The 25190-nt window shown below is 40.5% G+C and carries 24 protein-coding genes and 2 pseudogenes; 14 read left to right on the plus strand and 12 right to left on the minus strand.

The window, feature by feature from the left end:
* Positions 1 to 9: 9 nt before the first annotated feature.
* The 3 genes from ACLFKQ_RS15865 to ACLFKQ_RS15875 all read right to left on the minus strand — a co-directional run bounded on the left by ACLFKQ_RS15865 (position 10) and on the right by ACLFKQ_RS15875 (position 1319).
* Positions 10 to 573: an HMA2 domain-containing protein gene (locus tag ACLFKQ_RS15865; RefSeq protein ID WP_449000752.1), complete on the minus strand. Its 564-nt coding sequence runs from the start codon at positions 571 to 573 to the stop codon at positions 10 to 12.
* Between the two features lie 66 nt (positions 574 to 639).
* Complete coding sequence (locus ACLFKQ_RS15870) at positions 640 to 915, minus strand: heavy-metal-associated domain-containing protein (protein ID WP_449000753.1); 276 nt, start codon at positions 913 to 915, stop codon at positions 640 to 642.
* A complete protein-coding gene (locus ACLFKQ_RS15875) occupies positions 912 to 1319 on the minus strand; it encodes a FeoC-like transcriptional regulator (RefSeq protein ID WP_449000754.1) in 408 nt (135 codons plus the stop codon). Before ACLFKQ_RS15875 ends, ACLFKQ_RS15870 begins: the two co-directional genes overlap by 4 nt.
* A gap of 1543 nt (positions 1320 to 2862) precedes the next feature.
* Here ACLFKQ_RS15875 and apcD point away from each other — a divergent pair.
* The 4 genes from apcD to ACLFKQ_RS15895 all read left to right on the plus strand — a co-directional run bounded on the left by apcD (position 2863) and on the right by ACLFKQ_RS15895 (position 6302).
* The gene (gene apcD / locus ACLFKQ_RS15880) at positions 2863 to 3336 is read left to right on the plus strand and encodes an allophycocyanin subunit alpha-B (protein WP_449000755.1); all 474 of its coding nucleotides are present in this window, start codon (positions 2863 to 2865) and stop codon (positions 3334 to 3336) included.
* Between the two features lie 146 nt (positions 3337 to 3482).
* On the plus strand, positions 3483 to 3968 hold the full coding sequence (locus ACLFKQ_RS15885) for an allophycocyanin subunit beta (RefSeq protein ID WP_449000756.1): 486 nt from the start codon (positions 3483 to 3485) through the stop codon (positions 3966 to 3968).
* A gap of 83 nt (positions 3969 to 4051) precedes the next feature.
* Complete coding sequence (locus tag ACLFKQ_RS15890) at positions 4052 to 5536, plus strand: chlorophyll a/b binding light-harvesting protein (protein ID WP_449000757.1); 1485 nt, start codon at positions 4052 to 4054, stop codon at positions 5534 to 5536.
* Between the two features lie 259 nt (positions 5537 to 5795).
* A complete protein-coding gene (locus ACLFKQ_RS15895) occupies positions 5796 to 6302 on the plus strand; it encodes a ferritin-like domain-containing protein (protein ID WP_449000758.1) in 507 nt (168 codons plus the stop codon).
* Positions 6303 to 6355: 53 nt separating this feature from the next.
* Here the strand turns inward: ACLFKQ_RS15895 and ftnA are convergent, their stop codons facing one another.
* Positions 6356 to 6877, minus strand: a complete 522-nt coding sequence (gene ftnA / locus ACLFKQ_RS15900) for a non-heme ferritin (RefSeq protein ID WP_449001049.1) — start codon at positions 6875 to 6877, stop codon at positions 6356 to 6358.
* A gap of 147 nt (positions 6878 to 7024) precedes the next feature.
* On the opposite strand from ftnA, the gene ACLFKQ_RS15905 reads away from it, so the two are divergent.
* Complete coding sequence (locus ACLFKQ_RS15905) at positions 7025 to 7156, plus strand: hypothetical protein (RefSeq protein ID WP_449000759.1); 132 nt, start codon at positions 7025 to 7027, stop codon at positions 7154 to 7156.
* 45 nt (positions 7157 to 7201) lie between these two features.
* Here the strand turns inward: ACLFKQ_RS15905 and ACLFKQ_RS15910 are convergent, their stop codons facing one another.
* The 3 genes from ACLFKQ_RS15910 to ACLFKQ_RS15920 all read right to left on the minus strand — a co-directional run bounded on the left by ACLFKQ_RS15910 (position 7202) and on the right by ACLFKQ_RS15920 (position 10632).
* Positions 7202 to 7552, minus strand: coding sequence for a YwiC-like family protein (locus ACLFKQ_RS15910; RefSeq protein ID WP_449000760.1), 351 nt, complete (start codon positions 7550 to 7552; stop codon positions 7202 to 7204).
* Positions 7553 to 7619: 67 nt separating this feature from the next.
* Positions 7620 to 9968 (minus strand): Fe(2+) transporter permease subunit FeoB, encoded by a 2349-nt coding sequence (gene feoB, locus ACLFKQ_RS15915; RefSeq protein WP_449000761.1) that lies wholly within the window; start codon positions 9966 to 9968, stop codon positions 7620 to 7622.
* Between the two features lie 58 nt (positions 9969 to 10026).
* Positions 10027 to 10632, minus strand: a complete 606-nt coding sequence (locus tag ACLFKQ_RS15920; protein ID WP_449000762.1) for a FeoA family protein — start codon at positions 10630 to 10632, stop codon at positions 10027 to 10029.
* An 875-nt stretch (positions 10633 to 11507) separates the two neighbouring features.
* Between ACLFKQ_RS15920 and ACLFKQ_RS15925 the strand changes: the two are divergent.
* From ACLFKQ_RS15925 to ACLFKQ_RS15965, 9 genes and pseudogenes are all read left to right on the plus strand, one after another.
* Positions 11508 to 11630 (plus strand): annotated as a pseudogene (locus ACLFKQ_RS15925) (ISAs1 family transposase); the annotation flags it as partial.
* Positions 11631 to 12354: 724 nt separating this feature from the next.
* A pseudogene (locus tag ACLFKQ_RS15930) lies at positions 12355 to 12639 on the plus strand (IS701 family transposase); the annotation flags it as partial.
* 111 nt (positions 12640 to 12750) lie between these two features.
* On the plus strand, positions 12751 to 12975 hold the full coding sequence (locus ACLFKQ_RS15935) for a hypothetical protein (protein ID WP_449000763.1): 225 nt from the start codon (positions 12751 to 12753) through the stop codon (positions 12973 to 12975).
* Between the two features lie 198 nt (positions 12976 to 13173).
* Positions 13174 to 13383 (plus strand): hypothetical protein, encoded by a 210-nt coding sequence (locus tag ACLFKQ_RS15940; protein WP_449000764.1) that lies wholly within the window; start codon positions 13174 to 13176, stop codon positions 13381 to 13383.
* Positions 13384 to 13687: 304 nt separating this feature from the next.
* Positions 13688 to 13885, plus strand: coding sequence for a hypothetical protein (locus ACLFKQ_RS15945; RefSeq protein ID WP_449000765.1), 198 nt, complete (start codon positions 13688 to 13690; stop codon positions 13883 to 13885).
* Positions 13886 to 14164: 279 nt separating this feature from the next.
* Positions 14165 to 14701, plus strand: a complete 537-nt coding sequence (locus tag ACLFKQ_RS15950) for a universal stress protein (protein ID WP_449000766.1) — start codon at positions 14165 to 14167, stop codon at positions 14699 to 14701.
* 19 nt (positions 14702 to 14720) lie between these two features.
* Entirely contained in the window at positions 14721 to 15089 is a 369-nt protein-coding gene (locus tag ACLFKQ_RS15955; protein ID WP_449000767.1) for an STAS/SEC14 domain-containing protein, read from the plus strand.
* 160 nt (positions 15090 to 15249) lie between these two features.
* Positions 15250 to 15738, plus strand: coding sequence for a DUF4278 domain-containing protein (locus tag ACLFKQ_RS15960; protein WP_449000768.1), 489 nt, complete (start codon positions 15250 to 15252; stop codon positions 15736 to 15738).
* 218 nt (positions 15739 to 15956) lie between these two features.
* Positions 15957 to 16268, plus strand: a complete 312-nt coding sequence (locus ACLFKQ_RS15965) for an Hsp20/alpha crystallin family protein (protein WP_449000769.1) — start codon at positions 15957 to 15959, stop codon at positions 16266 to 16268.
* 84 nt (positions 16269 to 16352) lie between these two features.
* Here the strand turns inward: ACLFKQ_RS15965 and ACLFKQ_RS15970 are convergent, their stop codons facing one another.
* The 5 genes from ACLFKQ_RS15970 to ACLFKQ_RS15990 all read right to left on the minus strand — a co-directional run bounded on the left by ACLFKQ_RS15970 (position 16353) and on the right by ACLFKQ_RS15990 (position 24911).
* On the minus strand, positions 16353 to 17033 hold the full coding sequence (locus ACLFKQ_RS15970; RefSeq protein WP_449000770.1) for a DevA family ABC transporter ATP-binding protein: 681 nt from the start codon (positions 17031 to 17033) through the stop codon (positions 16353 to 16355).
* Between the two features lie 12 nt (positions 17034 to 17045).
* Positions 17046 to 18215 (minus strand): ABC transporter permease DevC, encoded by a 1170-nt coding sequence (gene devC / locus ACLFKQ_RS15975; protein WP_449000771.1) that lies wholly within the window; start codon positions 18213 to 18215, stop codon positions 17046 to 17048.
* A 39-nt stretch (positions 18216 to 18254) separates the two neighbouring features.
* A complete protein-coding gene (locus tag ACLFKQ_RS15980) occupies positions 18255 to 19577 on the minus strand; it encodes an ABC exporter membrane fusion protein (RefSeq protein WP_449000772.1) in 1323 nt (440 codons plus the stop codon).
* Positions 19578 to 20755: 1178 nt separating this feature from the next.
* Complete coding sequence (locus ACLFKQ_RS15985) at positions 20756 to 22708, minus strand: SBBP repeat-containing protein (protein ID WP_449000773.1); 1953 nt, start codon at positions 22706 to 22708, stop codon at positions 20756 to 20758.
* Between the two features lie 55 nt (positions 22709 to 22763).
* Positions 22764 to 24911, minus strand: a complete 2148-nt coding sequence (locus ACLFKQ_RS15990; protein ID WP_449000774.1) for a peptidase domain-containing ABC transporter — start codon at positions 24909 to 24911, stop codon at positions 22764 to 22766.
* Between the last annotated feature and the right edge of the window lie 279 nt (positions 24912 to 25190).

Here is a 25190-nt window from a genome sequence, read left to right on the forward strand (position 1 = left end):
ATCTACTACCTACACAACAACTTGGCTTTCTTGTCGCACGTTATTGATAATACTCATCAAACGCATACCCAACTCCCAATCAGAAAGTCCGAGATTGTGGTAATTAATGGCAATAGAAGCTGCCGTGCGATTAACTCGGACGTGGTTGACGTATTCATCTGCGTTTAAAGCCTGTTGGAGGCGATGGGCGAAATCAGCGTCAATGGCTAATTGAGGCATTTTTAAACGCACTCGTCCGGGTACGGCATGAGCGATCGCATAGCCTTGAAGATTGGTCTCTAATGCTGCCGTTTCTTCTTCAGTCGAACCCAAATCATCCCTCTGAGTTACCGCTTGAGGGGCTTCTTGTTTGAGTTGAGTAAAAATTTGACGGGTTAAACTTGCTACCAATAAATTAACTAGTAAAGCATTGGCTCCTCGCAGTTTGAACTGACTGGTGGCTAACACTCCGATCGCCACTGGAAGAATCATTTCAATCTCTCCATGTTCTTTTAAAAATGCTCCCAACTGAGCGGTAGCATCTTCGGGGGAGAGATTACTAAGATTGTTGGTTGAAGCTGTATTAGCTGTCATGGCTATAATTACTCCTAATATTTATTTATTAGGTTAAGAAAAAATGTGCTGTTGGTAAATGAAATTTTAAGAAAACTTATTCGCTCTAGCTGGATCGATTGCCTCGGCTCGATATCCCGTAGGTTTTAAAGCTTCAATCAAGCTATCAACCTCAATCTCTGGAGCGGCGGCGATCGCTACATTTTTTCGTGCTAAATTAATTCTCACTTGCTTCACTCCTTCGACTTTGCGTAAAGCTTCTCTAACGGTTTGAGCGCACATCTGACAGTGCAGATCTGCGACGTGGAATTGAATTTCATTTTTAGGTGACGAACGTTTAAAGCGTTTAAAAAACCAGTTCATGATTGATTTTCTTCAAGGAGCGATCGTTTATCTTCTTCTTTTGCTGCTGTACAGTCGTGCAAAATGACAGCATATTTGAATTCTGTTGGCTCGGCATGGGCATTATCTTCCCCTAGAGGTTGAATACTGTGAATTTGAGCTTTTGTGAAAGAACTTTTAGGTAGATGGGGAGAACCAAAATTGTTTCCCTTCACCCATTCATAAAATTCGATCGTGTCGGGATCGCAGAAAGTACAGCCATGACACTTATCGGGAATTGGCAGCTTGCGCACCCTGCCTTTTTGAATTAACTTGTTAAGCATTTGCCTGAGTGCTTCTCCATCCATATGAAAATGCAACTCCATTTCTGCTAGAGAAACTCGATGATAATCGAGTACAAAGTCTTGTAGTTCTTTAAGAATCATTAGAAAAATCCTTTTTAGAAATTTTTAGCAATCGAGTGTTACGATAAATGCTATATATTTTTAGGTTATAGATTTTTTAGGCTCTGTTAAGTAAGATATGATAATAATTTTAAAAATTATTGGCGTTAATATTATTTAAATAAACTTTAAACTATAGCTAATAGTTCTCATTTAATAATATCAGTAAAATACCCTAATAAATAGATTTACCCAGGGTAATCGCATCTAATAAGTCAATTACCACCGTTACATCGGCAACGGCAGTGGCTGGGCTTAACTACCGTCGTGATGATATTGAGTAGACGGCAGTTATGAAACAAAACTACGACACCTGTTCGATTCTACATCAGTAGCCTGGATGCGGATGCACAGCAGCACAATCGGGTGATTCGGTCTCATTAGAGTATTGAAAAGCCGTGTGACCCCGCAGAGTTTTCCTCCGCAAGAGAACGCGCACCAAGAGACAGTCTGCATTGGGTGCTAGATGTCACCTTTAATGAAGATGCTAGTCGGATTCGCCAGGATCGTGCTGCCGAAAACCTGGGGTTGTGGCGCCATTCCATTTAAGTGTCAACTTATTGAAGCGCGAACCATCCAAGCTGAGTCTAAAGATGAAACGGTATAAAGCCGGGCTCGACAACAACTTCCTCATGAAAATCCTGGCGGCTAGTACGGCTGAGTGAGGAGTTGCCCCAGGTAGATGCAAGACGAAGCGTAACTAGTTTAAGGAGCTGATGGACTAACTTAACCAGCTCCAACTCCAGGATAACCAGTACTGGTTTGATACAAACACACTAATTATAGAGCTTTGTTCGGGGCAGAGCCTGAATTGTTCAGTCAAATTTTCAACCAGGTTTCGGCAATTTGAGACCTCGATTAAGATGCGATTACCCAGTCAATTATATAATAATTTTGCAGATAACAGAAATACCTCAACAAATTAGAAATAAAGCATTTAGATAAATTACATTAACTTCAGTAATTGTATATAGGAAGCTAGCTCAAAAAATAGTTTATAAAACTTAACTTTAAATACTTTGTTAAGTATATATAACTTTAAGTAAAAGCCTTGATTTGTGAAAAATGCTGAAAATAAGAATAACTTGGCAATTTTTATTCTTTATTGAATCCCCGAGATAATCATTAACTTATATTAAGACAAGATTTAGATATGATAATTTAAAATTAGATATGATAATCTAAAAATTGAAAAATCAATATCGATCTAAAAAGGAAGCAATTGGCAATAGAACTTTTCTATGGAAAAGATTGGATTTTTTCTATGGAAAAGATTTCAATCCTTTGGTTTTTTTGATAGATCAAAAAAATCATTTTTAGAATTTATTCTGTACGTTTAATGTGAATTAAATTATAGAACCTTTGTAATATCTTCGATAATTTAAAATTACCATTTTTGACTAGCTTTAGAATCCTTATTGAATAAAAGGTAATTTTAATTCACATCAAGCGTTCGGTTTGAAATTCTAACTTCAAATGTAAATTTCCCGAGCAAAATAGCATCAATTTAAAGGAGATTTTATCAATGAGTATTGTGGCTAAAGTGATTGCTCAATCGGATCTTTCTGAGCGATTTTTAAGTAGTGCTGAGTTAACTCAACTTCAAGATTTTTTCAATCAAGGTAGTGTACGTATTAGCGCTGCCCAAAAATTAGCAGCTAACGAACAGAAGATTGTTGATGAAGGCAGCAAGCAGTTCTGGTCTAGTTGCCCCAATACCCCCAGTAATAGCGGTGACCCGAAAAAAACTGCCCTTTGCCAACGCGATCAAGGTTGGTACATTCGTTTAGTGAGTTATTGCATACTAGCTGGTAATTCTAAGCCTCTAGAAGATATTGGACTGGATGGTATGCGCGATATGTATATCTCTCTAGGAGTTCCCCTTACTAATCTAAAGTTAGCAATGCGCTGCTTAAAGTCAGTTGCTATGGGTCTATTAACTTCCGAGGAAGCTGCCCTAGCTGGTCCTTACTTCGATCAGCTTGTACGTGCCTTTTAAGGTCGATCGCTTTTAACTCTCTTAAAGAACTTGGTTCAAGCCTAGAAAGGAATCAAAAATTCTAGGTTCTGAGGCGAGACAGGTTCAAGACATAAAAGCGTATTTTTTCTGTACTTAAACTCCGTATTAAAAAATAAGAAATAGCCATGCAAGACACAATTACTTCCCTCATTAACCCTGCTGATGAGAAAGGTCAATATCTTGAGGGTAATGAACTAGAAAAACTCAAGAAATACTTTCAAACTGGTACTCTGCGGGTCAAAGCAGCTAATCAGATTGGGTCGAGTGTTGCCAGTATTATCAGTGAAACAGTTGCCAAAAGCCTACTATATGGAGACATTACACTCCCTGGTGGCAATATGTACCCCACAAGACGCTATGCAGCTTGTCTGCGGGATTTAAGCTACTTTTTGCGTTATGCAACTTATGCCATGTTGGCAGCTGACACCTCTATCTTGGATGAGCGAGTTCTAAATGGCTTGAAGGACACCTACTCATCTCTTGGAGTTCCTATTGAGCCAACGATTCAGGCTCTTCAGGCTATGAAAGAAGTAGTTACTCGGCGGGTGGGGACTGAAGCAGGTCAAGAAATGGATTTCTATCTCGATCACATTATTAATGGTCTGGGATAGGTTCTAAAAATCTTCCCCTAAAGCCTACTCTTTCTTACGGGTAGGCTTACTTGAGAAATTATTGCTGAAGTCAACCTATTATTATGTACGCTTCTAATAAAACCCAGGAGCAATATCCCTGGTGGTCGGGAAATGCCCGATTTATTGACTTATCTAACACGTTTATTGTGGCTCACGTTGCTCATGCTGCCCTAATTATGTTGTGGGCTGGAGCATTTACCTTATTTGAGTTAGCCGTCTATTCTCCTGATGAGCCACTATACACTCAAGGACTAATTTTGTTGCCGCATTTGGCGACTGAAGGGTGGGGCATAGGCTCAGGAGGAGCTATTGTCAATACTTACCCCTGGTTTGCGATCGGTGTAATTCATATTGTTGCGGCAGTCGTATTAGCAGGTGGAGCCTATTTTCATCGCACTCGACTGCCATCTAGCTTAGCGAAGGCTGGAGAAAAAGCTGCGAAATTTGATTTTGAATGGCAAGATGCTCGCAAGCTCGGCTTTATTTTAGGACATCACCTAATCTTTTTAGGTTTAGGTGCATTGTTGCTCGTTGTCAAAGCACAATTCTTTGGTGGTCTTTATGATGCCAATTTGGATCGAGTGCGCCTAGTCACGTCTCCGACCCTCGATCCTGCTATCATTTGGGATTATAAAACCCATCTGTTTGATGTCAAAAACTTGGAAGATCTAGTAGGCGGACACATATATGTAGCCGTGTTACTTATCGCAGGAGGTGCTTGGCATATCCTGAGACCACCCTTTAAGTGGGTTGAGCGAGTCTTCCTTTTTTCGGGGGATGGTATCTTGTCTTATTCCTTGTTTGGCATTGCCTTGGCAGGATTTGCTGCGTCTTATTACTGTGGCTTTGATACACTGTCCTATCCAGAGAAATTTTACGGTCCCACTTTAGAATTGAAATCGGCATTTTTGCCACGCTATATTGAGTCTCAACCAACCCAAGCCGAAGGTTATACCGTCCGTACTTGGTTGGCTAATGCTCATTTTTACTTGGCATTTTTCTTTTTACAAGGAGGCTTATGGCATTTTCAGCGAGCAATGGGCTTTGATATTAGCAAGGTACTAAAAAACTGGCAGCAGAATCTGATGTTAGCAAGTGACAATCCACAGTTAGCGTATCAGCAGCCAAGGCAGTCACAGCCTCAGACTTTTCCTTTGCTACAATACGGAATGCCTCAAGCTGAACCTCAACCCTACCTCAAACAAAAACAACCCTTTGATGACTATTTTTATCGTCCGTCTCGAGGAATTGAGCAACCTGACTTGACAACGATCGATGGGATTGAGAATACACTGTATCAAACCACTTATCAAACCAGAAAATACAGTTTTTATCAATCTCCTAAGCAGTCGAAGGCTAAGGAAATGTTTGGATATGGTAGTAATAGCTCGACGCAACTGTACGAACAGCCAAGGACTCGGACTAAAGCGTCGCCTTATTCCCAACGAATTGAAACAGTGTTTTATGAACCCAAACATAATCGCAACTCATCAGGAAAAACTCATATTTCTGAAGTAGCAACCCCAGTAGCCAAAGAGAATAACTAGGCTAGTTAGTTAATACTTTTAAATTAACGATTTAACTATCTCATGCTTGGTTGAGTTGACATAAGCTCTTGCGTTCAAGGCAGGGGCTTATGTCGCACGTTAAGGTAAAGGACAAAGAGGTAAGGAGAATATCCAGATATCTTTACCAAATGACAAAAGACTAATGACGAATGACACTCAAGACTAATAATTTTCACAACTCAGATAAGATTGCTATAGAACCTGAGATAATCAAAAATTAGCTTTCGAGAAATGTACTATGCTAGAGAATTTAGAAAGAGCCTTAGTTGAAGCTCTTGAGGACGAATATAAAGCTCGTGCGACCTATCGACTGGTAATTAATAAATTTGGACAAATTAGACCGTTTATTAACATTCTGGAGTCCGAAGAAGGACATATTCAAGCATTGCTTTCATTATTTCAGAAGTATCAAATCCCCATTCCCGTAGATAATTGGGCAGAAAAGGTTACAGTGCCTGCTTCGGTTTTAGAAGCTTGTCAGATTGGTGTTGAAGCAGAAATAGAGAATGGAGAGATGTATCGACGGTTATTAGCTGTAACCGAAGAATATCCAGATGTTCGGCGAGTTTTTTCCAACTTACAACGAGCATCCCAAGAAAATCATCTACGTGCTTTTCAACGTCGTGCAGAGCAACTTGCTGACATAACTGCTTCGCCAGAACGACAAAATGCTAACTTCACCAGAGGTAAAGGAAGAAGACAACATCATGGTGGTTGTGGTGGCAGAAGACATCGCTACTGTTAGTTAATATTGTTAGCGTGTGAAAATGTCTTTTTTCCTGCCTCCTGCCTGCTTTTCTAATTCATCGCTGTTGTTTCGGCAGTTCGGTTGGCTGCCATATTAGCAATTTCGCGATCGATAAAAAAGATCCCCTGTCCTTCCGTACCTATTAGCTTAATTTTGTCCAGAATGCTTTTGAACAAAAATTCTTCCTGATGTTGTTCGGTGACATACCATTGGAGGAACTGAAGGGTAGCATAGTCTGGTTCGGTATTGGCTAGATGCACTAGATCGTTGATTTTACTGGTAACGAGTTGTTCGTGTTCGTAGATTTGCTCAAACATTTCTGTTAGAGAACTAAAATCAGTGGGTGGTGCTTGCATCCCACTAATAGTTGCTAATGCACCTGTTTCTTGCAGATAGTTGAGTAGGCGGCGCATATGCATCATTTCTTCATCGGCGTGTTGACTTAAAAAAGTGGCACAGCCATCGAGGGCTTTGTAAGCGCACCAAGAACTCATTTGCAGATAGAGATGGGAAGAATAGATCTCTAAGTTAATTTGTTGGTTAAGGCGATCGATAGTTTTTTGAGATAGCATAATTTGTCCTTTTTTGTTAGTCAAAATTGAATATAGGTTATTGAATCATTCCCAGATAAATGGGCTGGCAGCACTGACAAAGCGACAATTATTAAAAAAGCGAAGCTCGATAATGTTTCCAACAATGCCACCTGCTGAATTTTAGCAGTGCAGTACCAGTTCTTTTGCCAGATAATTAGAGCGAACTTAATTAGTGATACTCCAAATGCCGAAGCTGTAATTGGTGATAGCCAGCCAGTCAGGCAAAGTAATAGAGCGATCGCACTAGCTATTCCATGAAAGATAATAGCTGGAATAACTGCAGCAGTTTTGATTTTCCGCAGCTTAACGGTAAAAATGGCAGTGGAAAAGAATAATGTATTTAGTAGCCAAAGAGCGAGCGCAATTTGGGAAATCGTGCCAGTAGCTACTGTTATAAAAACTCGCCCAAACTAATAATCTTGGTTTCCAGCTTTTAGGCTGCTTAATTTGCCAAACTAAGGGATGTTCTGCTTGAAAGCCACAGAAAGCACAAATCAATCCCAGGGTCGTTCCCCACGTCCACTGTTGGGCGGCAGCAGCCCCCGTAAGAAATGATACTATGAGCATCACATAAACCCCGTGTTCTGGAGAAAATGTCGGACGATACAACTGTTGGGACTTTGGTAAATGGGAATGAGTCGCGATCGAGGTCATTTGATTTATCGATTACACAGTTGCTCTGATGCTTGGAGAGTGGGTAGTTGACTACTTTCCATAATTGCTATACGCGAGTTGTGGTTCTAGCTCCTTGCTGTTCGCGATCGCCAGAAATTTTCTGAGGACTTCGAGACAGCTTGAGGATAAAAATAGTTCCTGCCATAACGACTGCGCCACCGATAATCCAAGCTAGAGAGGAACCTGGATGTTGGAGGAAAGTAGCAATTTGATAGAACATAGTGGCTACCCAATAACCCAAACCAGTCGTCCATCCGGCAACCAAAAGCGTCCAACCCAAATTGGTTTCGCGGTAAACGGCACCTGTCGCGGCAACGCAGGGAAAGTACATTAGCACGAATAAGAGATAGGCAAAAGCTGCTGTCGTAGTGTTGAATCTTTGGGACATCTGACCGAACGTTCCCACGGCTATTTCTTGTTCTTCGGCAACCAACTCTGGGTCTCGGACATCGCCGATATTCAAACCAATAGGATCGAGTATTTGATTGCCCAGATCGGCTAAATTAGCGGGAATACTGACAAAAGCCGCAGCAATACCATCCCAAAAATCAAATTCTGCTTCGGTTACTTCTCCCGATTCTGCAACTGCTAGCTGAGTGTAAAGAGAGTCGAGAGAACCAACCATCGCTTCTTTGGCAAATACTCCTGTAAAAATCCCCACTGTCGCAGGCCAATTTTCCTGACGAACACCCATCGGCGCAAAGACAGGAGTTACGGCTCGGCTGGTAGCTGAGAGGATCGAATCTTTGCGGTCTGGCTGACCGAAAGAACCATCCGTACCAATAGAATTTAATAAGCTCAAGACCATTACCATTAGTACGATTACTTGACCCGCTCTGAGTAAAAATCCCCTCAGCCTGTCCCAAGCGCGGATCGCAATTCCTTTGGGTTTGGGAATGTGATAGGGTGGCAACTCCATGACAAAGGGGGAGGCTTCTCCCTGCATGATCGTGTTTTTCATCACCAACCCCGTAAAGATCGCCGCAGCAATGCCGATTAAATATAAGCCGAAAACTAGGTTTTGTCCGTTACGAGGGAAGAAAGCCGCAGCAAACAAGGCATAGACGGGTAATCTCGCCCCACAAGACATAAATGGATTCATCATGATCGTCATCAGGCGATCGCGTCTATTTTCTAGAGTCCGAGTCGCCATAATTGCGGGTACGTTACAGCCAAAACCCACTAACATCGGCACGAAGGATTTGCCAGGCAATCCCACTAGACGCATCAATTTATCCATGACAAAGGCTGCCCTTGCCATATAACCAGAGTCTTCCAGAATCGAAAGAATGACAAATAGTAAGCCGATTTGGGGAATAAAAGTCGCTACGGTTTGGATCCCGCCACCAATAGCAGTGATAAACCCAATTAACCATCCTGGGGCATTGAGGGATTCTAGCCAAGCTTGAGGCGCATCTACAAAAACCGTACCAAAGGAAATATCGAAGAAATCGATAAATGCACCACCGATATTAATGGCAATGAAAAACATCAGGTACATTACCACTAAAAATAGAGGAATACCAATCCAACGATTGAGGACAAATTGGTCGATTCTATCTGATGTAGTAGTACTAATATTTCTAGTCTGTCTGACCGAACTTTGCATCAGGCTGCGGATAAAGCCATAGCGACTATCGGCGATAATAATATCTATATCTTCATGTAATAGTTGGTGAATTTTACGGCGATTTTCAATAACAATACGGTCTAATTCTTTTCCTTTGAGTTCGGGTGCAACTCGATCCTCGTATTCCAGTAATTTGAGAGCAAACCAACGAGTAGAAATCTTTTTATTGCGTCCCTTGTCCTCAACTAAGGGTTCAATTTGATTGAGACTATCTTCAATCACTGCGGGGTAAGCTACCACTGTCGGCAAATTACCATGATTATCAAGCAATTCATTAATTCTACTTCTGAGAATGTCGATCCCTTCTCCCAAAAAAGCACTAACGGGAATGACATAACAACCCAATCTTTGAGACAAAACCTCGGTATCGATATCTAACTCTCGTTCTCGCGCCACATCGATCATGTTTAGTGCTGCTACCATCGGTACGCGCATTTCCATAATCTGAGTGGTTAGGTAGAGGTTGCGTTCCAAATTAGAAGCATCGACGATATTAATGATTAAATCCGCTTCTCCAGACAGGAGATAATCCCGGGCGATTAACTCATCTAGTCCGGTGCTTTCGTCTTCGGCATCTAGGGAATACACCCCAGGCAAATCAACAACGGTAACTTCCACACCGTCATGTTTATACTTACCTTCTTTGCGATCGACCGTCACCCCAGGCCAATTTCCCGTACGCTGGTTAGCCCCCGTGAGATCGTTAAACAGAGTAGTTTTTCCACAATTAGGATTGCCAATTAAAGCGATCGTCTGTTTTTTCATCTGTTTACCTATCAATAATTAGCTGTTATTTCTTTACTGGGCGAACAGCCGTTCGCCCCTACGGTAATTCCTCGATCACTAATGCAGCAGCCTCATCCTTACGCAAACTTAATTTAAAGCCCCGCACCTTGATTTCTACTGGATCGCCTAGTGGAGCGACGCGGGTAACGGTAAACTCGGTACCGGGAGTTAAACCCATTGCCAATAACTTTCTCTTGTAGGCTTTCTTAGTGGGATCGTCCATTGCCTCAAAACGAGCTACTTTCCCCTGTTGATTGACTTTTAAATCTCTTAATGTCGTGGCACTACTTTCCATTTCATTCACCTCTTGCACTTCAACTAAATAATCAAACGGCTTGTCTGATACGAGAATTCGCTTCGCCATCCCACCGTCGATACCAATGCGAGTTTCCCCCACAGCGACCAGTAAGTTACCTGCCAAATTTTGCACCACTTCAATCGCCATACCTGGAGCTAATCCCATTCCCAGTAACCGCTCGATCCCCTGTTTACTTTCATAGCCAGCGATCCACAGGCGATCGCCTACCCGAGCCTTTGCCAATGGCATAAGAGAGCGTTGGGAGCGATGGTTTTCAGTTTCTCTTGAGCGATCGCCTTCTCGATGTCGATGACGGTGTTGTTCGTTACTATTGCTGGGATTCATTGTCTGCCTCCTGCTCGCTCATCTCATCAACTCTTTGGCATGGAAACTATGTTCTCAACTACATCAGCCACAACAGTTACGATCGCCCTCGTGAGCTATTCCTGCACCAAGGCAATTTGCTCGTCTTAAATGTCGATGAACCCAGATCCCCTTGTAGTTTTACTACGAACTCAAACCTCTTAGTAGTTGTTGAGATGATCTTTCATTTAATTACCACGATCTACTAATATCATGGTTAACTTGATGACTATCTTTCTCTTAACAGATGTTTAAGTTTTCACTAAAGTTAGAGGGTACATTTAGCACCTTGTAAGGCAAATTTGAGAATTCAATTTGAAAGGTTAAAAATTCTTAATCTACAATTTTTTTACTATAGCTAAGGTCAAAATTTTTAGACGTATTCCCTATTATTAAGAGCTTTGAGCGGCACGAGCGGTAATGCGCTCGCCTAATTTGTAGAAATAAATAATACTGATGCTATTATTATCAGTAACTTTTTTGTAGTTAAAGAAATATTAAAAGTATATTGAGTGCTTTCGAGGTGAGCTCGAGACAGCAGCAAATTAGTGAATTATCAAAAATATTTTCTATTTAGAAAATTTGATATCAATATTTTTCTCTTCGTTATAAAGAGGAACGACTATAGAGAGCTCTGTGCTCTTTAAATTACAGGGTAAGCGCAAGAAAAAAGTGAGCAAAATATGCTAGACGAGAGAACAGCAAATTATCTCTAAAGCAGCATGAATCAAGATTTTGCTCGTCAATCAGAATTAGGCAGCGAAGCTAAGCAAACGTTACAGCAATGGCTGTCATACTTCAAGAGTCTCGAAGACCCTAGAGGGGAACAAGGAAGAAAACATAGTTTTTTGAGTGTAGTGACAGCATGGGCAAATGAACATCGCTTAATTTTCGGACAGGTAAAAGTAAACACTAAAAGCAATGAAATCACGGCGATTCCTCAATTACTAAATTTATTCGATTTGACAGGTTGTATTATCATGCGATGGGAACACAAACCCTCCTCACCGCACTATTTGTTCGGCGATGAGGAGATTATACCAATTGGAAAAAGTAATGAGAGACTTAGTCAATCTCAATTTCGATATATCGTCATTTCAGCATTATTATCCATCTCACTACTTTAGGTAAATGGTATTACATCCTCAGTCTTAAAGGAAACCATCCTACTTTACATTCACAGGTGCAACAGTGTTTTAACCAGCACAGAATTCAACCCGATAGTCCAACTAAACATTTATTAGTGGAGCCATCCGCCAACACTAGGGAATTGAGAATTAATTGCATTGGGTTCTTGATGTGACATTCAACGAAGATAAGTCGCGAGTTCGTCGAGGACATAGCCCTGAGAACTTTACTCTTTTTAGAAAAATGGTGATTAGTTTACTCCATCAAGAAGTTGAGTCTCAACGTAGTTTAAGACAGAAAACTAAATTGGCTTCCATGAATTGCGATTATATGCTTAAAGTTTTAAACACTGCTCTACAATAGCATTTCTTCTTTCCAAATTTTCTTGCGCTTACCCTGCTTTCCCTTGGCTTATCTAGTGTTGCTTATATGAAATCTAAAAAAAAATGCTACACATAGATCTTATAAGGTAGAAGGCAGGAGGCAGAAGGCAGAAGAAGAAATTATTGGCTTTACCCACTTTGGTCATCTGTAGCAAACATTTAAGTATTTCATCTTATTTTCGGACAAGTCTATTGGACTTGTCTTCAGTTCAGAGAGTTACAATCTATCCATTGGGGCATTGAATGCTATCATAGAGCCTTAAAATAATTATGTGGTTTATCTAAATTTCAAGTGTGAAAGACAGAGGCTATGGTTACTCATGTGTTTTGCTCTTTAAGAGCCTTTTGCCAATTGGAATTGATGAGAATAACTGAAGAAATTGAGACTTGGTATTTTCTCAAAAAAGAACTCTCTTTAAAAGTGTCCAGAGAATTTATTAAGAAGCGATTATTTGCCTCAATTTCTTTGCCTACATAGCTTGGTTTTTCTGTCAATGCGAAACTCCTAAGATGTCGATCGCGAGACTGAATTTATAAAATTAGTCTCAAATTAGTCTCAAAACAGATTGTTAGAAGAAATAAATAAATTATGAGTGATTATACTCCCGTAAGTAGCAAGTTGTACGATCGCCTGAGAGCTACGGCGATAATGAATCAAAAATGTCATATAAGTTATCGCAATGAAAATAACGAACTAACTGAAGTACGGGGTTCGATCGTCGATGTCTATGCTGCCGACGGTGCCGATTGGTGTAAACTAAACGACGATACGGTCGTTCGTCTCGATAAAATTGAGTCTTTCGAGCTAAATTAAGATCTTATAGTTCTTAACTAACATACTGTCCTAACAATCGGTATTATCGGCACAGTTTTTTGCTTCTTTGAGGTAATGGATGACTTTTTGTTACGAAAATAACAATTTGTCACTACTTTTTTGGTGTTTGATGCAAGATCGAATTATAGGAATAGACATTTCCAGTCCTCCAGCGATACGCCAGGAAGGATTTGAAAAATGAGCGAAAAAAACTATATTTTAATCTCGGCAACTATTTTTGCTTTAGTTGCAACCTTACATCTAATCAGACTGTTAGCTAACTGGACATTTCAAATTGGTGCTGTGACAGTTCCGCTCTGGGGCTCCTGGCTGGGACTTTTCATCGGAGCTACATTGAGCATCTGGGCATTTCGTCTACTATCTCAATGGAACATCAGTCACCAATAATCACGAGCGTTCGCTCGGAAAAACTGTCTACTCTAAGATTGGCGATTACCTTTCGATGGCAACTTAAACTTAGTTAAGGCAAACAGACGGTAATCGTCAATTTTTTATTGAAATTGAATTGTGTAAGCAGATCCATACATCTTCGAACGGTGTAGAGTATCGGTGATATTTTTATCCTCTCTGGGTTTGCGTCTTGTGAAATTGGCTGGCAAATTAAGAAGAAATGCGAAGTTAGTCAAAAAAAGTAACTTTTGATACAGAAAATATAGTATATTTATGATGGAAGGAAAAGGAGGAAGGAAAAATGTCTATTCAAACTCAAGCTCGCTCTTTATTGATGCGCCATCACAAATTGGTCATGAACCGCGAAAGATCGATGTTAGCTCGTGCTGCTGCTGATATCGGCGTAGATGTCGATCCCAATTATCACAATCACATTCAAGGCAAGACCATTAATGATTTTGGTACTGTTTACGACCGCTCTAATGCAGCTATGAGCTAATAATTAAATAGTCAAATTATTAGTTTATTTAAAAGACAATTAAATAATTTAAAAGCAAACGCAGCTCGATTTTGAGTGCATGATTATAACTTGAGGTGTAATTCCAATTTGGAAGCACCTCTTTTTAATGTTTGCTAGCGTACCAGAAATCAAGTGAGACATGGAACTATTAAGTTTAACTATTAGTGCCGAAAAAGCGCTCGTCAAACTATCAGAAATATCCTCACAAGTTCCTCAAATTAGCTAGCTATAACAGAAACTAAGAACGAGGTACTTAATATGATCGATAAAATTTTGGTTGCAATAGACCGTTCCGAAAGAAATAAATCCGTCTTTGATTCGGCAATACTCTTAGCCAAAACTACAGGGGCAACTTTATTGTTGCTCCAAGTTTTAACTGAAGACGAAGCGGACTATCCCGTATTACCTACCTATGCTTACTATCCAATCGTGGACGATCGCAATTACAACGTATATGAAGAAAAGTTGGCTGAGTATAAGCAGTGGGGAATCGATTTATTACGAAATCTAACCGAAAAGGCAACAGCAGCAGGAGTCAAGACTGAATATAGTCAACTTCAACTAACCGGTAATCCAGGACAGACAATCTGCGAAATAGCCAGTAACTGGTCGGCCGATTTAATCGTAGTTGGTAGTCGGGGCTTAAAAGGACTGAAAGAAATGTTTCTCGGTAGCGTTAGTAATTATGTAACTCACCATGCACCTTGTTCGGTTTTAGTCGTGCATTCAGCAAACGCTAATAGCTCGAATTTAGATACTATTACTTCTAACGAAGAACTCACAGCCAGCCGCTAGCTATAAGAGATTACTAATTATGACCATTAAACTCATTCCTCACAAACCAGATAAGATAATCGGTTTAAATATTGACGGCAGAATTGAAGCTGAAGATATCGACCGCGTAATCGAATCAATTGAAAACAGTCTAAAACTGGAACGGAAAGAAAAATTAAAAATTTATGCTGAGGTTAGTAATTGGTCGGGAATGTCTTTAGAGGCTTTGATAAAAGATCTTAAATTCAGCCTACAACACTTCCAAGATTTTGACAAAGAAGCGATCGTTTCGGAGGGTGGATGGCTCGAATACTTAGCTATATTTGGAAATTTATTATTTTCCAGCATCGAAGTCAAACATTTTACCTTTGCCGATCGAGATAAAGCCTTAGAATGGATCGCTAGTTAGAAATTTTTTTGTTTTTTTGTTTGTCAACTTATTTAGTTGAGAATCGCACGATTAGTCATATTTAAATTTTTACTTTTTAATTTCCAAAACTTTATCTCACAAGTTCTTCAAATTATTAGCTTAGTCTGAAAATAAAAAGGCTCGTAGTGGAGGTTTGTCTATGAAAGCTAATGAAGAACGAAGGATAAAAATTAGTTTTCCTTTTAGTCTCTATTTTCAACAATTAGTTTGTCCTAATACCTATGTAAAATCGCTCAATCCCTTTAGCTTCTGGCGCAGATATAGAAATAGGTATTTAGAAACTTGTTGGGAAATTAATCTAGTTCGCTACTTAGAACGCTGTTTAAAAATCGAGTGGCAGCCAGTACAACAGGAACGAGAACAGGATATCGAACTAATTAGAAGTTTTACCAAAACTGGTGTTTATCGAGGTCTGCCTTGGAAAAAGACACCCCAGAATACCATTTTGATTGCTCAGCCTAGTTTTGAGCTAAAGTATCGCGGTGTCACTTATCGTATTAGTGGCATTATGGCAATTAACGGTAATAAACTTCCAATTAAACCCAGCCAAGTTAGTCGAGATAGTTTGCCAATAACTCCTAGTTATAACCAAAATAATAATTCGGAAACATCAAGTAAGATGTTATAAGACAGGATGATTTTATTTGAGTTGAATGAATTACGATGGCAACTAAGTACTCAAATACTATAATTATCCTAAATCATTCATTAGTGCTGGTAAATCTCGTGAATGATTTAGGATTGCTATAATTAGGGTGGTAACTTATCAATTCGCCTCACAAGTCGGTCAAAATTACTATCTCATATAAAATTTCATATTAATCAAAGCATTAGGAGAAAACTTCGATGAATGAACAGCAAAGTAAAACTTGGTGTCCTGCCATTGAATTAAATGAAACTGATGAAGATTTGATTCTCAAAGCAGAAGTTCCAGGAGTTGAAATCAAAGATTTAAATATTCATGCTGAAACAGAATCAGTTTCAATTTCTGGAATTCACGACCAACATAAGTCAACATCTGAAAAAGAGTTAATTTTTTCTCAACTTCATTATGGTCGGCTTCAATGTAATGTTCCTTTACCCGTAAAAGTTCGAGTGGAAAAAGTTAATGCCGAACTTATTGATGGAGTGCTGACTATAACTATGCCTAAGATGTAATTTAGTGAGAATGGTTGCAACACGAGATTAACTAACTCTACTAGTGTAGACAAGCTGCTAGTTTAATTAAGGTTAAATAAATTGTTAACCTGACAATACTAGCCGACCATCTTCCATATGGATGATGCGATCTGCAACATCTAAAATGCGATTGTCGTGAGTTACTATTAAAATGGTACATCCTCGTTCCTTTGCTAGATGCTGCATCAGATTGACCACATCTCGACCCGTCTTACTATCTAATGCAGCGGTAGGTTCGTCGGCTAAAACCAATTTGGGATAACTTACTAAAGCACGAGCGATCGCGACTCTTTGTTTTTGTCCTCCAGAAAGATCGTGTGGATAATAATCAATTCTATCTCCCAACCCAACTGCTTGGAGTATGGCTTTAGATTTATTAATAGCTTCTGATTGGCTGATATTTTCATGTAGTTCGATTGACATTCGTACATTTTGAAGCGCGGTCAGAAATGGTAATAAATTATGAGATTGAAAAATGTAGCCAATGTAGCGACGCACTCTTACTAGTTGCTCTTCATCCGCGCCATTTAGCTCTTCTCCAGAATTTTTAAGACTTCCTGTTTGAACCGATCGCAATCCACCAATTAGTGAGAGTAGAGTCGTTTTACCAGATCCCGAAGGACCCGTCATAATCACAACTTCTCCAGCGTGTAATTCCAAATTGATATCAAACAATATCTGCTTTCTTAACGATTTTTCACCAAAATAATGATTGAGGTTGCGAATTTCGATAATTGATTTCATAGCAGTTTGAGCTTAAAAAATATCTGCCGGATCTGCTGCTCTGAGCTTTCTAACAGCCGACGCTCCAGAAATCAAACACATAATAATCGTTCCTAATAAGACCATGACGGCACGACTGTAAGTCATGGCAAAAGGTAGAAGCGTCATACCTTTAGCAAATTCGTAGGCAATTATGGTTAGTAAGAATCCCGGTATATAACCTAAAACAGCAATAAATATGGCCTGTTGGAAAATTGTCGATAAAAGATAGCCGTGTTTGTATCCCATAGCTTTGAGAGTAGCGTATTCAGCTAGATGTTCGGAAACATTGGTATAAAGAATTTGATAGACGACTACAACCCCGACCATAATTCCCAATCCTACCCCCAGACTAAAAATGAATCCAATAGCGGTGCTGCTTTGCCAATAATTTTTTTCAAACTCGATCAATTCTTCCTTAGAGTAGATACGGACATCATTCGACAAATATTTCTGGAGGTTATTTTTAAAATTTTCAACGTCTGTTCCTGGCTTTAATTTGATTAAACCTACGTTGATAAAACCCGCAGGACGAGTGCGAAAGATCCTGCGAAAGTTGAGATGACTGGTCAGTAAATTGCCATCAGAGCCAAAAGATGTACCCAATTCAAATAATCCAACTACTCGAACTTGACGATTGAATCCACTAGTTTCAATTTCTGTAGTAACGCTGCCTCGCTGCTCGAATAGTTGGACAACCGGACCGAATTCGGAACGAGATTCTCGATCGAATAAAACGACATCGGGAAGTTGGAGTTTATCTTTATTTTCGTCAACCCCCGGAAAATTAAAAACCTTATGGCGCAGATCGAAACCAATGATAAAAATATTACGCCAATAATCTCTGGTTACGGGATTTTTCCACTGAGCCTGCTGTATGTAAATCGGACTGACCAGTTCGACTTCTTCAAAAGCTAAAGCTTGCAAGAGACGGCGTTCTGGAAAACTTCCTAACGCCACTAAAGCGGTAGAGCGAGGACTAATTAAAAAACAATCTCCTACCATACCCTGATAGAGCCGAACTGCACTGTCGTATAAAGCATCGCGAATGCCGTATTGCATAAAGACAATAACGACAGAAAAGACTACCCCCAAAAGAGCTACCAGCAACCTAACTTTTTGATATCTTAGCTGTAGCCAAGCGGTAGGAAGTTTTTGAAACATGATTATTTTCCTTAAAAATCTACTGTGAGATTTATGAGATTAATTAGCTCCCTCGCTAGAGCTTGGTGGCGAGGAGGTATGGATGATGACGTTAGTTCTCAAATTCGTCAATCCCGCTACTCGTTTACTATCTTCTGGAGTCAGACGAATTTTAACTTCAACAACTCTGGCATCTGCATCTGCTACCGGATCCGTACCGAGAACATCTTGAGTGCCAATCAGCAAACCGATCTCATCAACTGTTCCCTGTAACTCTTCGGTTACGCCACCAGTTTTAATGGTTGCTTTTTGACCGAGACGCACTCTGCCAATATCGGTTTCATAAACTTCTGCGGTTACGTACATCTGGTCTGTCTGTCCGATTTCGACTATTCCTCCCTCGCCAACAATTTCACCCGAGCGAGTATTAACTTCTAGAACTCTACCGTCTATAGGCGAGCGCACATAAGCTAGATCTAGTTCGCTTTGAGCTCGTTTGACATCAGATTGGGCAGCTTTAAGTTCTGCAATTGCTACTTGTACATCTACAGGACGAACTTCTGCTACCGCATCGAAAGTTCCTTGTGCTTCGTCTATCTGTCTTTGCACCGTAGTTATGGTGCGATTGAGATTGGCTTGTGCTTCGGCAATTTGTTCTTGGCGCGTTGTGATAATTCGGTTGAGATTGGCTTGTGCTTCCTCGAGTCTTTCTTCGGCTGTTTTCGCCTGTAGGCAAAAGTTATCACGTTCTTGTGCAGATACTGCTCCGTCTCGATACAGCGATTGATAACGACTACATTCGGTTTGAGCATTACGCAGCTCGGCTTCGATCCGCTCGATTGTCGCTTCTTGGGCGCTTTTTTCTCCTTGCAACTGAGCCTCCAAATTGGCGATCGTTGCCCGTTGAGTGGCAATTTGCCCCTGTAATTCAGCTTGAGTACCTTGAAATCTTGCCTTTGCCGCTTGAATATCCCCTTCTTTAGTACCCGCTCTCACTCGTGCCAAGCGAGCATTAGCAACTTCAACCTGGGTTTTTGCTTGCTGAAGTGCAGCCTCAAGGCGATCGCGAGTATCCAGAATCGCGATCGTTTGACCCACCTCAACCTTATCTCCCCGTTGGACTAACAGTTTCTCGACTCGCGATCCTTCAAAGGAGTTGGGAGCAGATAGCTCGATTACTTCTCCTGATGGTTCTATGTATCCTAAGGCGGCAACAGCATCAACGTTTACCGGATCGTCTGAGGAAGTCGCTGAGATATTTTGAGCAGTAGGCTGGTAACTTAAAAAAAAGTAGATATTGACAGCAGTGGTCGCTACACTAGCAGTGACTAAAAGGGTCGTCGTTCTCCGCTGGATCGCTCTGAAAAATAGCTGACTTTTCATCCTATAATTTTTTCTGCTTGCACAGAAGGCAGTTTTAAATAGCTTATTAGCTGTAGATTGCAATTAATTGTTTTGACCTGAATCTTTACGAGCATTGAGCTCGACTTCAAGCTTTTCGATTAAATAAATTGCAGTTCACTAGGACTTTCCTTGTTTATATTTAAGACGGATTATTGAATTTTGTCTGTCGATAAAATCAACACTTGGCTACTTTTTATTTGAAGCTATCTAGCTATTCTAAAATATTAACGAGGTAAATTGTCGTCTATCCAAATTGTCAATCTAATAGTCACCACAGCGATCGCTGATGTAATTATTGGTAATAAAATTAATTCTAGTGGAGTCATGATGGTTGGAGGTTCCTATATTTAATTGAGAGCAAATTTATGATAGCCATAGTTCTCGTTAAGCAACTACTTTACTATATAGCAGTTCTCAAACTCATCGAGGTACAATGTTAATCGCTTTGAGGTAGAAGCCAGGAAACCCAAGGCAGAAGCAAGCGCACTTCTCCACTGTGAGAAACGCTATAATTGATTTTCTCACTAGCTATTCTGACTATAGATCGGCAGCGACAACTTGACAAAATTTCCAGCTTTTAATTGAAATTATAATTCGCTAGAAAATTTCTGGCTTTATTTATTTAAGACCGATTGTTGAATTTTGTCTGTCGATAAAATCGACATCTTACTACTTTTTATTTCAAGTTATTGGATTCAATCTGGTTATTTTGTAAATGACATTTTTATTTTTTCAAATTCAAACTTTGCAAATATCATTATAATCTTAATGACTTAACTCAATAAATATAGATTTCAACTTTATAGATTCAGATCGGATGAGGTAGTCTCGTTTTTAGTTGCTTCAATTTGCTTGCTCGATTTAAAATATTTCAATTTATTTTGAATTATTGATAATAGCTTAAATTTAGAGAAAACAGTTTCTTGTTTGGCTTTATTGGCTTTAAGCCTTAGTTCTAATAGAGATAGAGGTATGACTATGGGCCATAACAGTGAAGCCAACAAGGCAATTTGCAAATGAATTGGATTTTTAAAAGATGATTCTCTATCCTTAACTATTAATAAGATTAAAATACTAAAGTAGCCACATGCAATGAATAAATAGAGAAGTAATAATGTCATATTGGTATTTAACTTATTGACAAACAAACTTGAGTCTTAAAGCAAATTATCTACCCCATTGTTACCAAAATTTAGCAAACTGCCATCTGCAGAAGACAACTCAGCTAACCAGGGATCGTAAGATCCAGCATTGACTGCTCCTAAAGAGCCTTCCGTGAATCCAGTAACAAAAACCCGACCTTCACTATTGACAGTAAGCTCGAAAGGATTGTCAATTTCAGAGGTTCCAAATTGTTGTTGCCACTGCTGGTTGCCATCGCGATCGTACTTGGCTACCCAGATATCATAAGAGCCAGCATTAGCCCCTGCCAAATCGCGATCGGTATATCCCGTCAGATAAAAATTACCAGAATCATCAAAATCGATACTACGAGCAATATCATCCCCAGCAGTACCGAACTGCTTCAGCCATTGACGATCGCCATTGCTGTCATACTTGGCTACCCAAGCATCGTAAGAGCCAAAATTAGTTTCTCCCAAATCTCCTAAAGTCCAGCCAGTGACGTAAACATTATCTTCACTATCGGTAGCGGCATCCCAAGACCAATCATAATCTTCGCTGCCAAACTGCTTGAGCCATTGCTGGTTACCATCGCTGTCATTTTTAGCAACCCAAATATCGTATAGTCCGGCATTGGGTTCTGCCAAATCTCCTAAAGTCCATCCGCTTGTATAGGCATTGCCGTTGCTGTCAGTGGCGATCGCAAAAGCTTCGTCAAAATCACCAGAGCCAAACTGTTCCAGCCATAGTTGATTTCCATCAGTATCATATTTAGCTATCCAGGCATCGGTAGTAAATATCGGAAAAGGACCTACTGCTAATTCACCGGCATTTTCTCCTCCCAAGTCACCGAGTGTATAACCTGTTAGATAGACATTACCAAAGTCATCAACGTCGAGATTGAAAGAATTATCGAGAGAAAAAGTGCCTAACGACTGAGTCCACTGCTGCTCGCCCTCGCTATCGTACTTGGCGATCTCAACATCTCCCAATCCTCCTCCTACATAGACATTACCCAAGTTATCGGTGTCGAGATTTCCAGTAGATGGGGACGACTCCAACCAGTCCAACTCGCCATTGCGATCGTACTTAGCCACCCAAAAAGAATCACCAGACACTCCCGTCACATAGACACTACCGTCGGCAGACTCTACCGCGTCCAGATTCTCAGTTGTCTCGACCGCGTTGGAGGTGTTGGCACTGGCAATACCAACAGATAGATCGGCACCCGAAGTTCCAAATTGTTCGACCTCCTCTAAAACTGGTTCTTCCGATGGCGGATCGTCGAACAAAAAGTAGTCTTCTGTCAGACTCAAATCTGAGACTCCAGGTAATGAGGCAACGAGGTCTAATTCCCCTGCTTGCTGCCAATATATTTTTGTATCGTTAGAAGATGCGATCGCCTGGTAGTCTTCTGGCGTGCCGTGGAGTTGAAGAATGTCTAATTCTGGATCGAAGTCGAGAATTAAGGCATAGTCGTCGGCACCAGAACCAATATAATAAGGCTGGCGCTCATCACCCAGAATAAATCTATCTTGCCAACTGCGGGGGTTTTCTTCTAATGGTGGTCTACCGGGTAAAGGAAATAGCTCAAAAATATCTAGATCGCCAGCAAGAATATCGATTTCTCCCTGTCCTGGTTGGTCAGCAGCGGGATCTACAGCTAATAAAACATCTTTTCCTTGTCGCGTCAAAAGAGTGTCATTTTTTTCGGCTCTACCGAGAACAAATGCATCACTTCCCGGAGTACCAAGTATGAGTCCGAGTAACTCTAAAACTATAAAATTTTGAGTTAGCTCGTATAAATGAGCTGGTAAGGAAGAAATCTGTGAAATTACATCTTGAAACGAAATTCTTCCTAAATAAGAATCGATGATATTTAAGAATGGTGGAGAGGTTTGTTTATCTGGTTCGAGCGATAAAAACTCGGGTTTTGGCAACTCATCGTTCGACAAATCCTTTGAGATGGGGGAGTTCAAATTATTCATGATTTCTCCATTCGACCGGCAATGTCAACTTCTCAAAGCTGTAGGGTCATATATGTTATTTTCCAGTCAAAAAATCTAGGTGTACGCCTTGCTGAGCCCGTAACTTATCTGTCGTACCTTCAAGCTGTAGCTCGCCGTTCTCTAGCAATACGATCCAGTCGGCACGTCCGATCGCACTCGAGCGGTGGCTAATTAAAATAGTCGTTTTATTCTGCCGATAAGACAAGAGTCGATCTAATACCTTAGCTTCTAGTACGGGATCGAGGGCGCTAGTAGATTCATCTAAAATTAGTACGGGAGGATTGTTGATAATTGCTTGTGCGATCGTCAGACGTTGTCTTTGACCTCCCGAAAGGTTGGCACCATACTCTCCCAAAACGGTTTGATATTTATCTGGCATTTGACTGATAAATTCATCGGCACCAGCTATCTGACAAGCTGCGACAATTTGTTCGAGCGTGGCATAGGGAGTGCCAAAACGAAAATTGTCAATAATCGAGCGACTCCAAAAGTGTGATTCTTGGGGCACTAGGACCACTTGCTGTCGCAAGCATTCTAAAGATAAATCTTGTTGATTGTAGTTGCCAAAGCGAATATTACCAGACTCAAGAGAGTATAAACCGACAATTAGTTTCGCCAGAGTACTTTTGCCACAGCCAGATTTACCAATTAAAGCGGTGACTGTGCCACCGGGAATAGTCAAAGAAAAATCTCTTAGTAAATTGACTCTTCCAGCGTGGTGAAAGTTCAGGTTAGTACAAACGATGTCTGCTTCGTCAGAGATTTCCGTCCAAGATTTGTTGCTGTTGCTTCGATCTTCTGGTGTAGCGTCAATTACTTCGCTAAGCCGCTGTGTAGCGGTTTTAGCACGGGCAAATTCATCAACAAAACCGATCGCGGTGACAATTAGACCAGCAAAATTGCCATTCATACTGTTGAAAGCTAACAATTGACCGATAGTCAATTCTCTGTCGATGACCAAGCTACTACCCAACCATAGTATGACCACAGTGCCTATCCCAGAAACTAACTTAGAAAAAACACCATTGATAATGCCAATCTGAATCGTACCAAAAGTTACATTAGCCAAACGACCGAAGCGGCTTTGAATTTCTTCCCAAGCTTGAGGCGCAGCATTAGTAGTTTTAAGATTCAGTGCACCTTTAAAGGTTTCGACTAAAAAACCCTGGTTTTCAGCAGCAGTAACTAAAACCGTACGAGTTTTATGTTGTAGGGCGGGTAGAAAAATGACAGTGCAGAGTGTCATACTCGCAGCAATACCAACGGCAGCGGCAGTGAGTTTCCAACTATAAAACAGCATAAAAGCCAGTGAGATGGTGCCGATAAAAACTTGGCTGGGCAAGCTGATGACGACTTGAGAAACTAGCTGATTGATTTCGCGGATGTCTCTCAGACGACTGACGATTTCACCACTGCGACGAGCTTCGTAATAACTCAAAGGTAAGCGCAAAATTTGTCTTCCGAAGGCGAGAACTAATCCTAACTCAAGTCGTTGGGCAAAATGAGAGATGAGATTAGATTGAACAAATTGAAGCATACTGCTAAAGAGGTTCATTACTACTACCCCAATAGCTACAACCGTAAGCAGTTGAGTATCTCCTCGTACTAATACATCATCGGTGAGAATTTGAAACAGAAAAGGGGTCGCCAGAGACAGAATTCCAATGACTAAGTTAATTAAAAATGCTTCAGTCAGAATCCCTCGATAAGGCCAAACTCGTTTGAGAAAACGCCCAAATCCACCTACGCGATCGCTCGGTTGTTCCTCGAACAGGATGGGGTCTGGCACCAATAACAGCGCGATGCCATTAGTCCAACCAGCAATTAGTTCTTTACTAGTTAGATAACGGATTCCCACAGCAGGATCGGCTATAACATATTTTCTACGCTTTTTTCCGTATAGTACGACCCAATGATTGCCTTTCCAGTGAATAATTGCCGGTAGAGGAACTCTGTTAAGACGCTTGAATAGTCTACTAGTGATTTTGACTTGCCGGACGTTAAACCCCAGGGTTTCCGCTCCTCGTCTCAAACCTAATAGAGTGGTACCCCTTTGTCCAGTACCGACAATCTCTCGAATGCGATTGATAGCGAAGGTGCGTCCGTAATGTTTGGCAACAGTGGCAAGGCAAACCGCACCACAGTCTTCTTCACTGTGCTGTAAAACTGTCTGGTATTTCATGAAAATATAAAATATGTATGTGGATTGTCCAGAATTAGTTTTGTTTAGATCGCGACCATAGTAGATAGAGGTTGGCTTTAGCAAACGACACAGATAGCCAACCAGGTTATTTTGACTCCAACTCAAACAAGTCAAAATTTTTTCATCAAAAAATAAAATAATTGCAATCTATTCTATTTCTCTATTTCTGTCTTTTAAACCGCGTCCACTTTGAAACCTGTAGTTTTTTAGATAATTGTTCGAGGGATTGTCAATTTCAAGTTCTAATAAATTAAAAAT

The sequence above is a fragment of the Myxosarcina sp. GI1(2024) genome (assembly GCF_053543375.1).

Bases quoted from the DNA above. Each gene is read 5' to 3' on its own strand.
- ACLFKQ_RS15865 (WP_449000752.1), bottom strand. From the start codon at position 573: ATGACAGCTAATACAGCTTCAACCAACAATCTTAGTAATCTCTCCCCC.
- ACLFKQ_RS15870 (WP_449000753.1), bottom strand. From the start codon at position 915: ATGAACTGGTTTTTTAAACGCTTTAAACGTTCGTCACCTAAAAATGAA.
- ACLFKQ_RS15875 (WP_449000754.1), bottom strand. From the start codon at position 1,319: ATGATTCTTAAAGAACTACAAGACTTTGTACTCGATTATCATCGAGTT.
- apcD (WP_449000755.1), top strand. From the start codon at position 2,863: ATGAGTATTGTGGCTAAAGTGATTGCTCAATCGGATCTTTCTGAGCGA.
- ACLFKQ_RS15885 (WP_449000756.1), top strand. From the start codon at position 3,483: ATGCAAGACACAATTACTTCCCTCATTAACCCTGCTGATGAGAAAGGT.
- ACLFKQ_RS15890 (WP_449000757.1), top strand. From the start codon at position 4,052: ATGTACGCTTCTAATAAAACCCAGGAGCAATATCCCTGGTGGTCGGGA.
- ACLFKQ_RS15895 (WP_449000758.1), top strand. From the start codon at position 5,796: ATGCTAGAGAATTTAGAAAGAGCCTTAGTTGAAGCTCTTGAGGACGAA.
- ftnA (WP_449001049.1), bottom strand. From the start codon at position 6,877: ATGCTATCTCAAAAAACTATCGATCGCCTTAACCAACAAATTAACTTA.
- ACLFKQ_RS15910 (WP_449000760.1), bottom strand. From the start codon at position 7,552: ATGACCTCGATCGCGACTCATTCCCATTTACCAAAGTCCCAACAGTTG.
- feoB (WP_449000761.1), bottom strand. From the start codon at position 9,968: ATGAAAAAACAGACGATCGCTTTAATTGGCAATCCTAATTGTGGAAAA.
- ACLFKQ_RS15920 (WP_449000762.1), bottom strand. From the start codon at position 10,632: ATGAATCCCAGCAATAGTAACGAACAACACCGTCATCGACATCGAGAA.
- ACLFKQ_RS15935 (WP_449000763.1), top strand. From the start codon at position 12,751: ATGAGTGATTATACTCCCGTAAGTAGCAAGTTGTACGATCGCCTGAGA.
- ACLFKQ_RS15940 (WP_449000764.1), top strand. From the start codon at position 13,174: ATGAGCGAAAAAAACTATATTTTAATCTCGGCAACTATTTTTGCTTTA.
- ACLFKQ_RS15945 (WP_449000765.1), top strand. From the start codon at position 13,688: ATGTCTATTCAAACTCAAGCTCGCTCTTTATTGATGCGCCATCACAAA.
- ACLFKQ_RS15950 (WP_449000766.1), top strand. From the start codon at position 14,165: ATGATCGATAAAATTTTGGTTGCAATAGACCGTTCCGAAAGAAATAAA.
- ACLFKQ_RS15955 (WP_449000767.1), top strand. From the start codon at position 14,721: ATGACCATTAAACTCATTCCTCACAAACCAGATAAGATAATCGGTTTA.
- ACLFKQ_RS15960 (WP_449000768.1), top strand. From the start codon at position 15,250: ATGAAAGCTAATGAAGAACGAAGGATAAAAATTAGTTTTCCTTTTAGT.
- ACLFKQ_RS15965 (WP_449000769.1), top strand. From the start codon at position 15,957: ATGAATGAACAGCAAAGTAAAACTTGGTGTCCTGCCATTGAATTAAAT.
- ACLFKQ_RS15970 (WP_449000770.1), bottom strand. From the start codon at position 17,033: ATGAAATCAATTATCGAAATTCGCAACCTCAATCATTATTTTGGTGAA.
- devC (WP_449000771.1), bottom strand. From the start codon at position 18,215: ATGTTTCAAAAACTTCCTACCGCTTGGCTACAGCTAAGATATCAAAAA.
- ACLFKQ_RS15980 (WP_449000772.1), bottom strand. From the start codon at position 19,577: ATGAAAAGTCAGCTATTTTTCAGAGCGATCCAGCGGAGAACGACGACC.
- ACLFKQ_RS15985 (WP_449000773.1), bottom strand. From the start codon at position 22,708: ATGAATAATTTGAACTCCCCCATCTCAAAGGATTTGTCGAACGATGAG.
- ACLFKQ_RS15990 (WP_449000774.1), bottom strand. From the start codon at position 24,911: ATGAAATACCAGACAGTTTTACAGCACAGTGAAGAAGACTGTGGTGCG.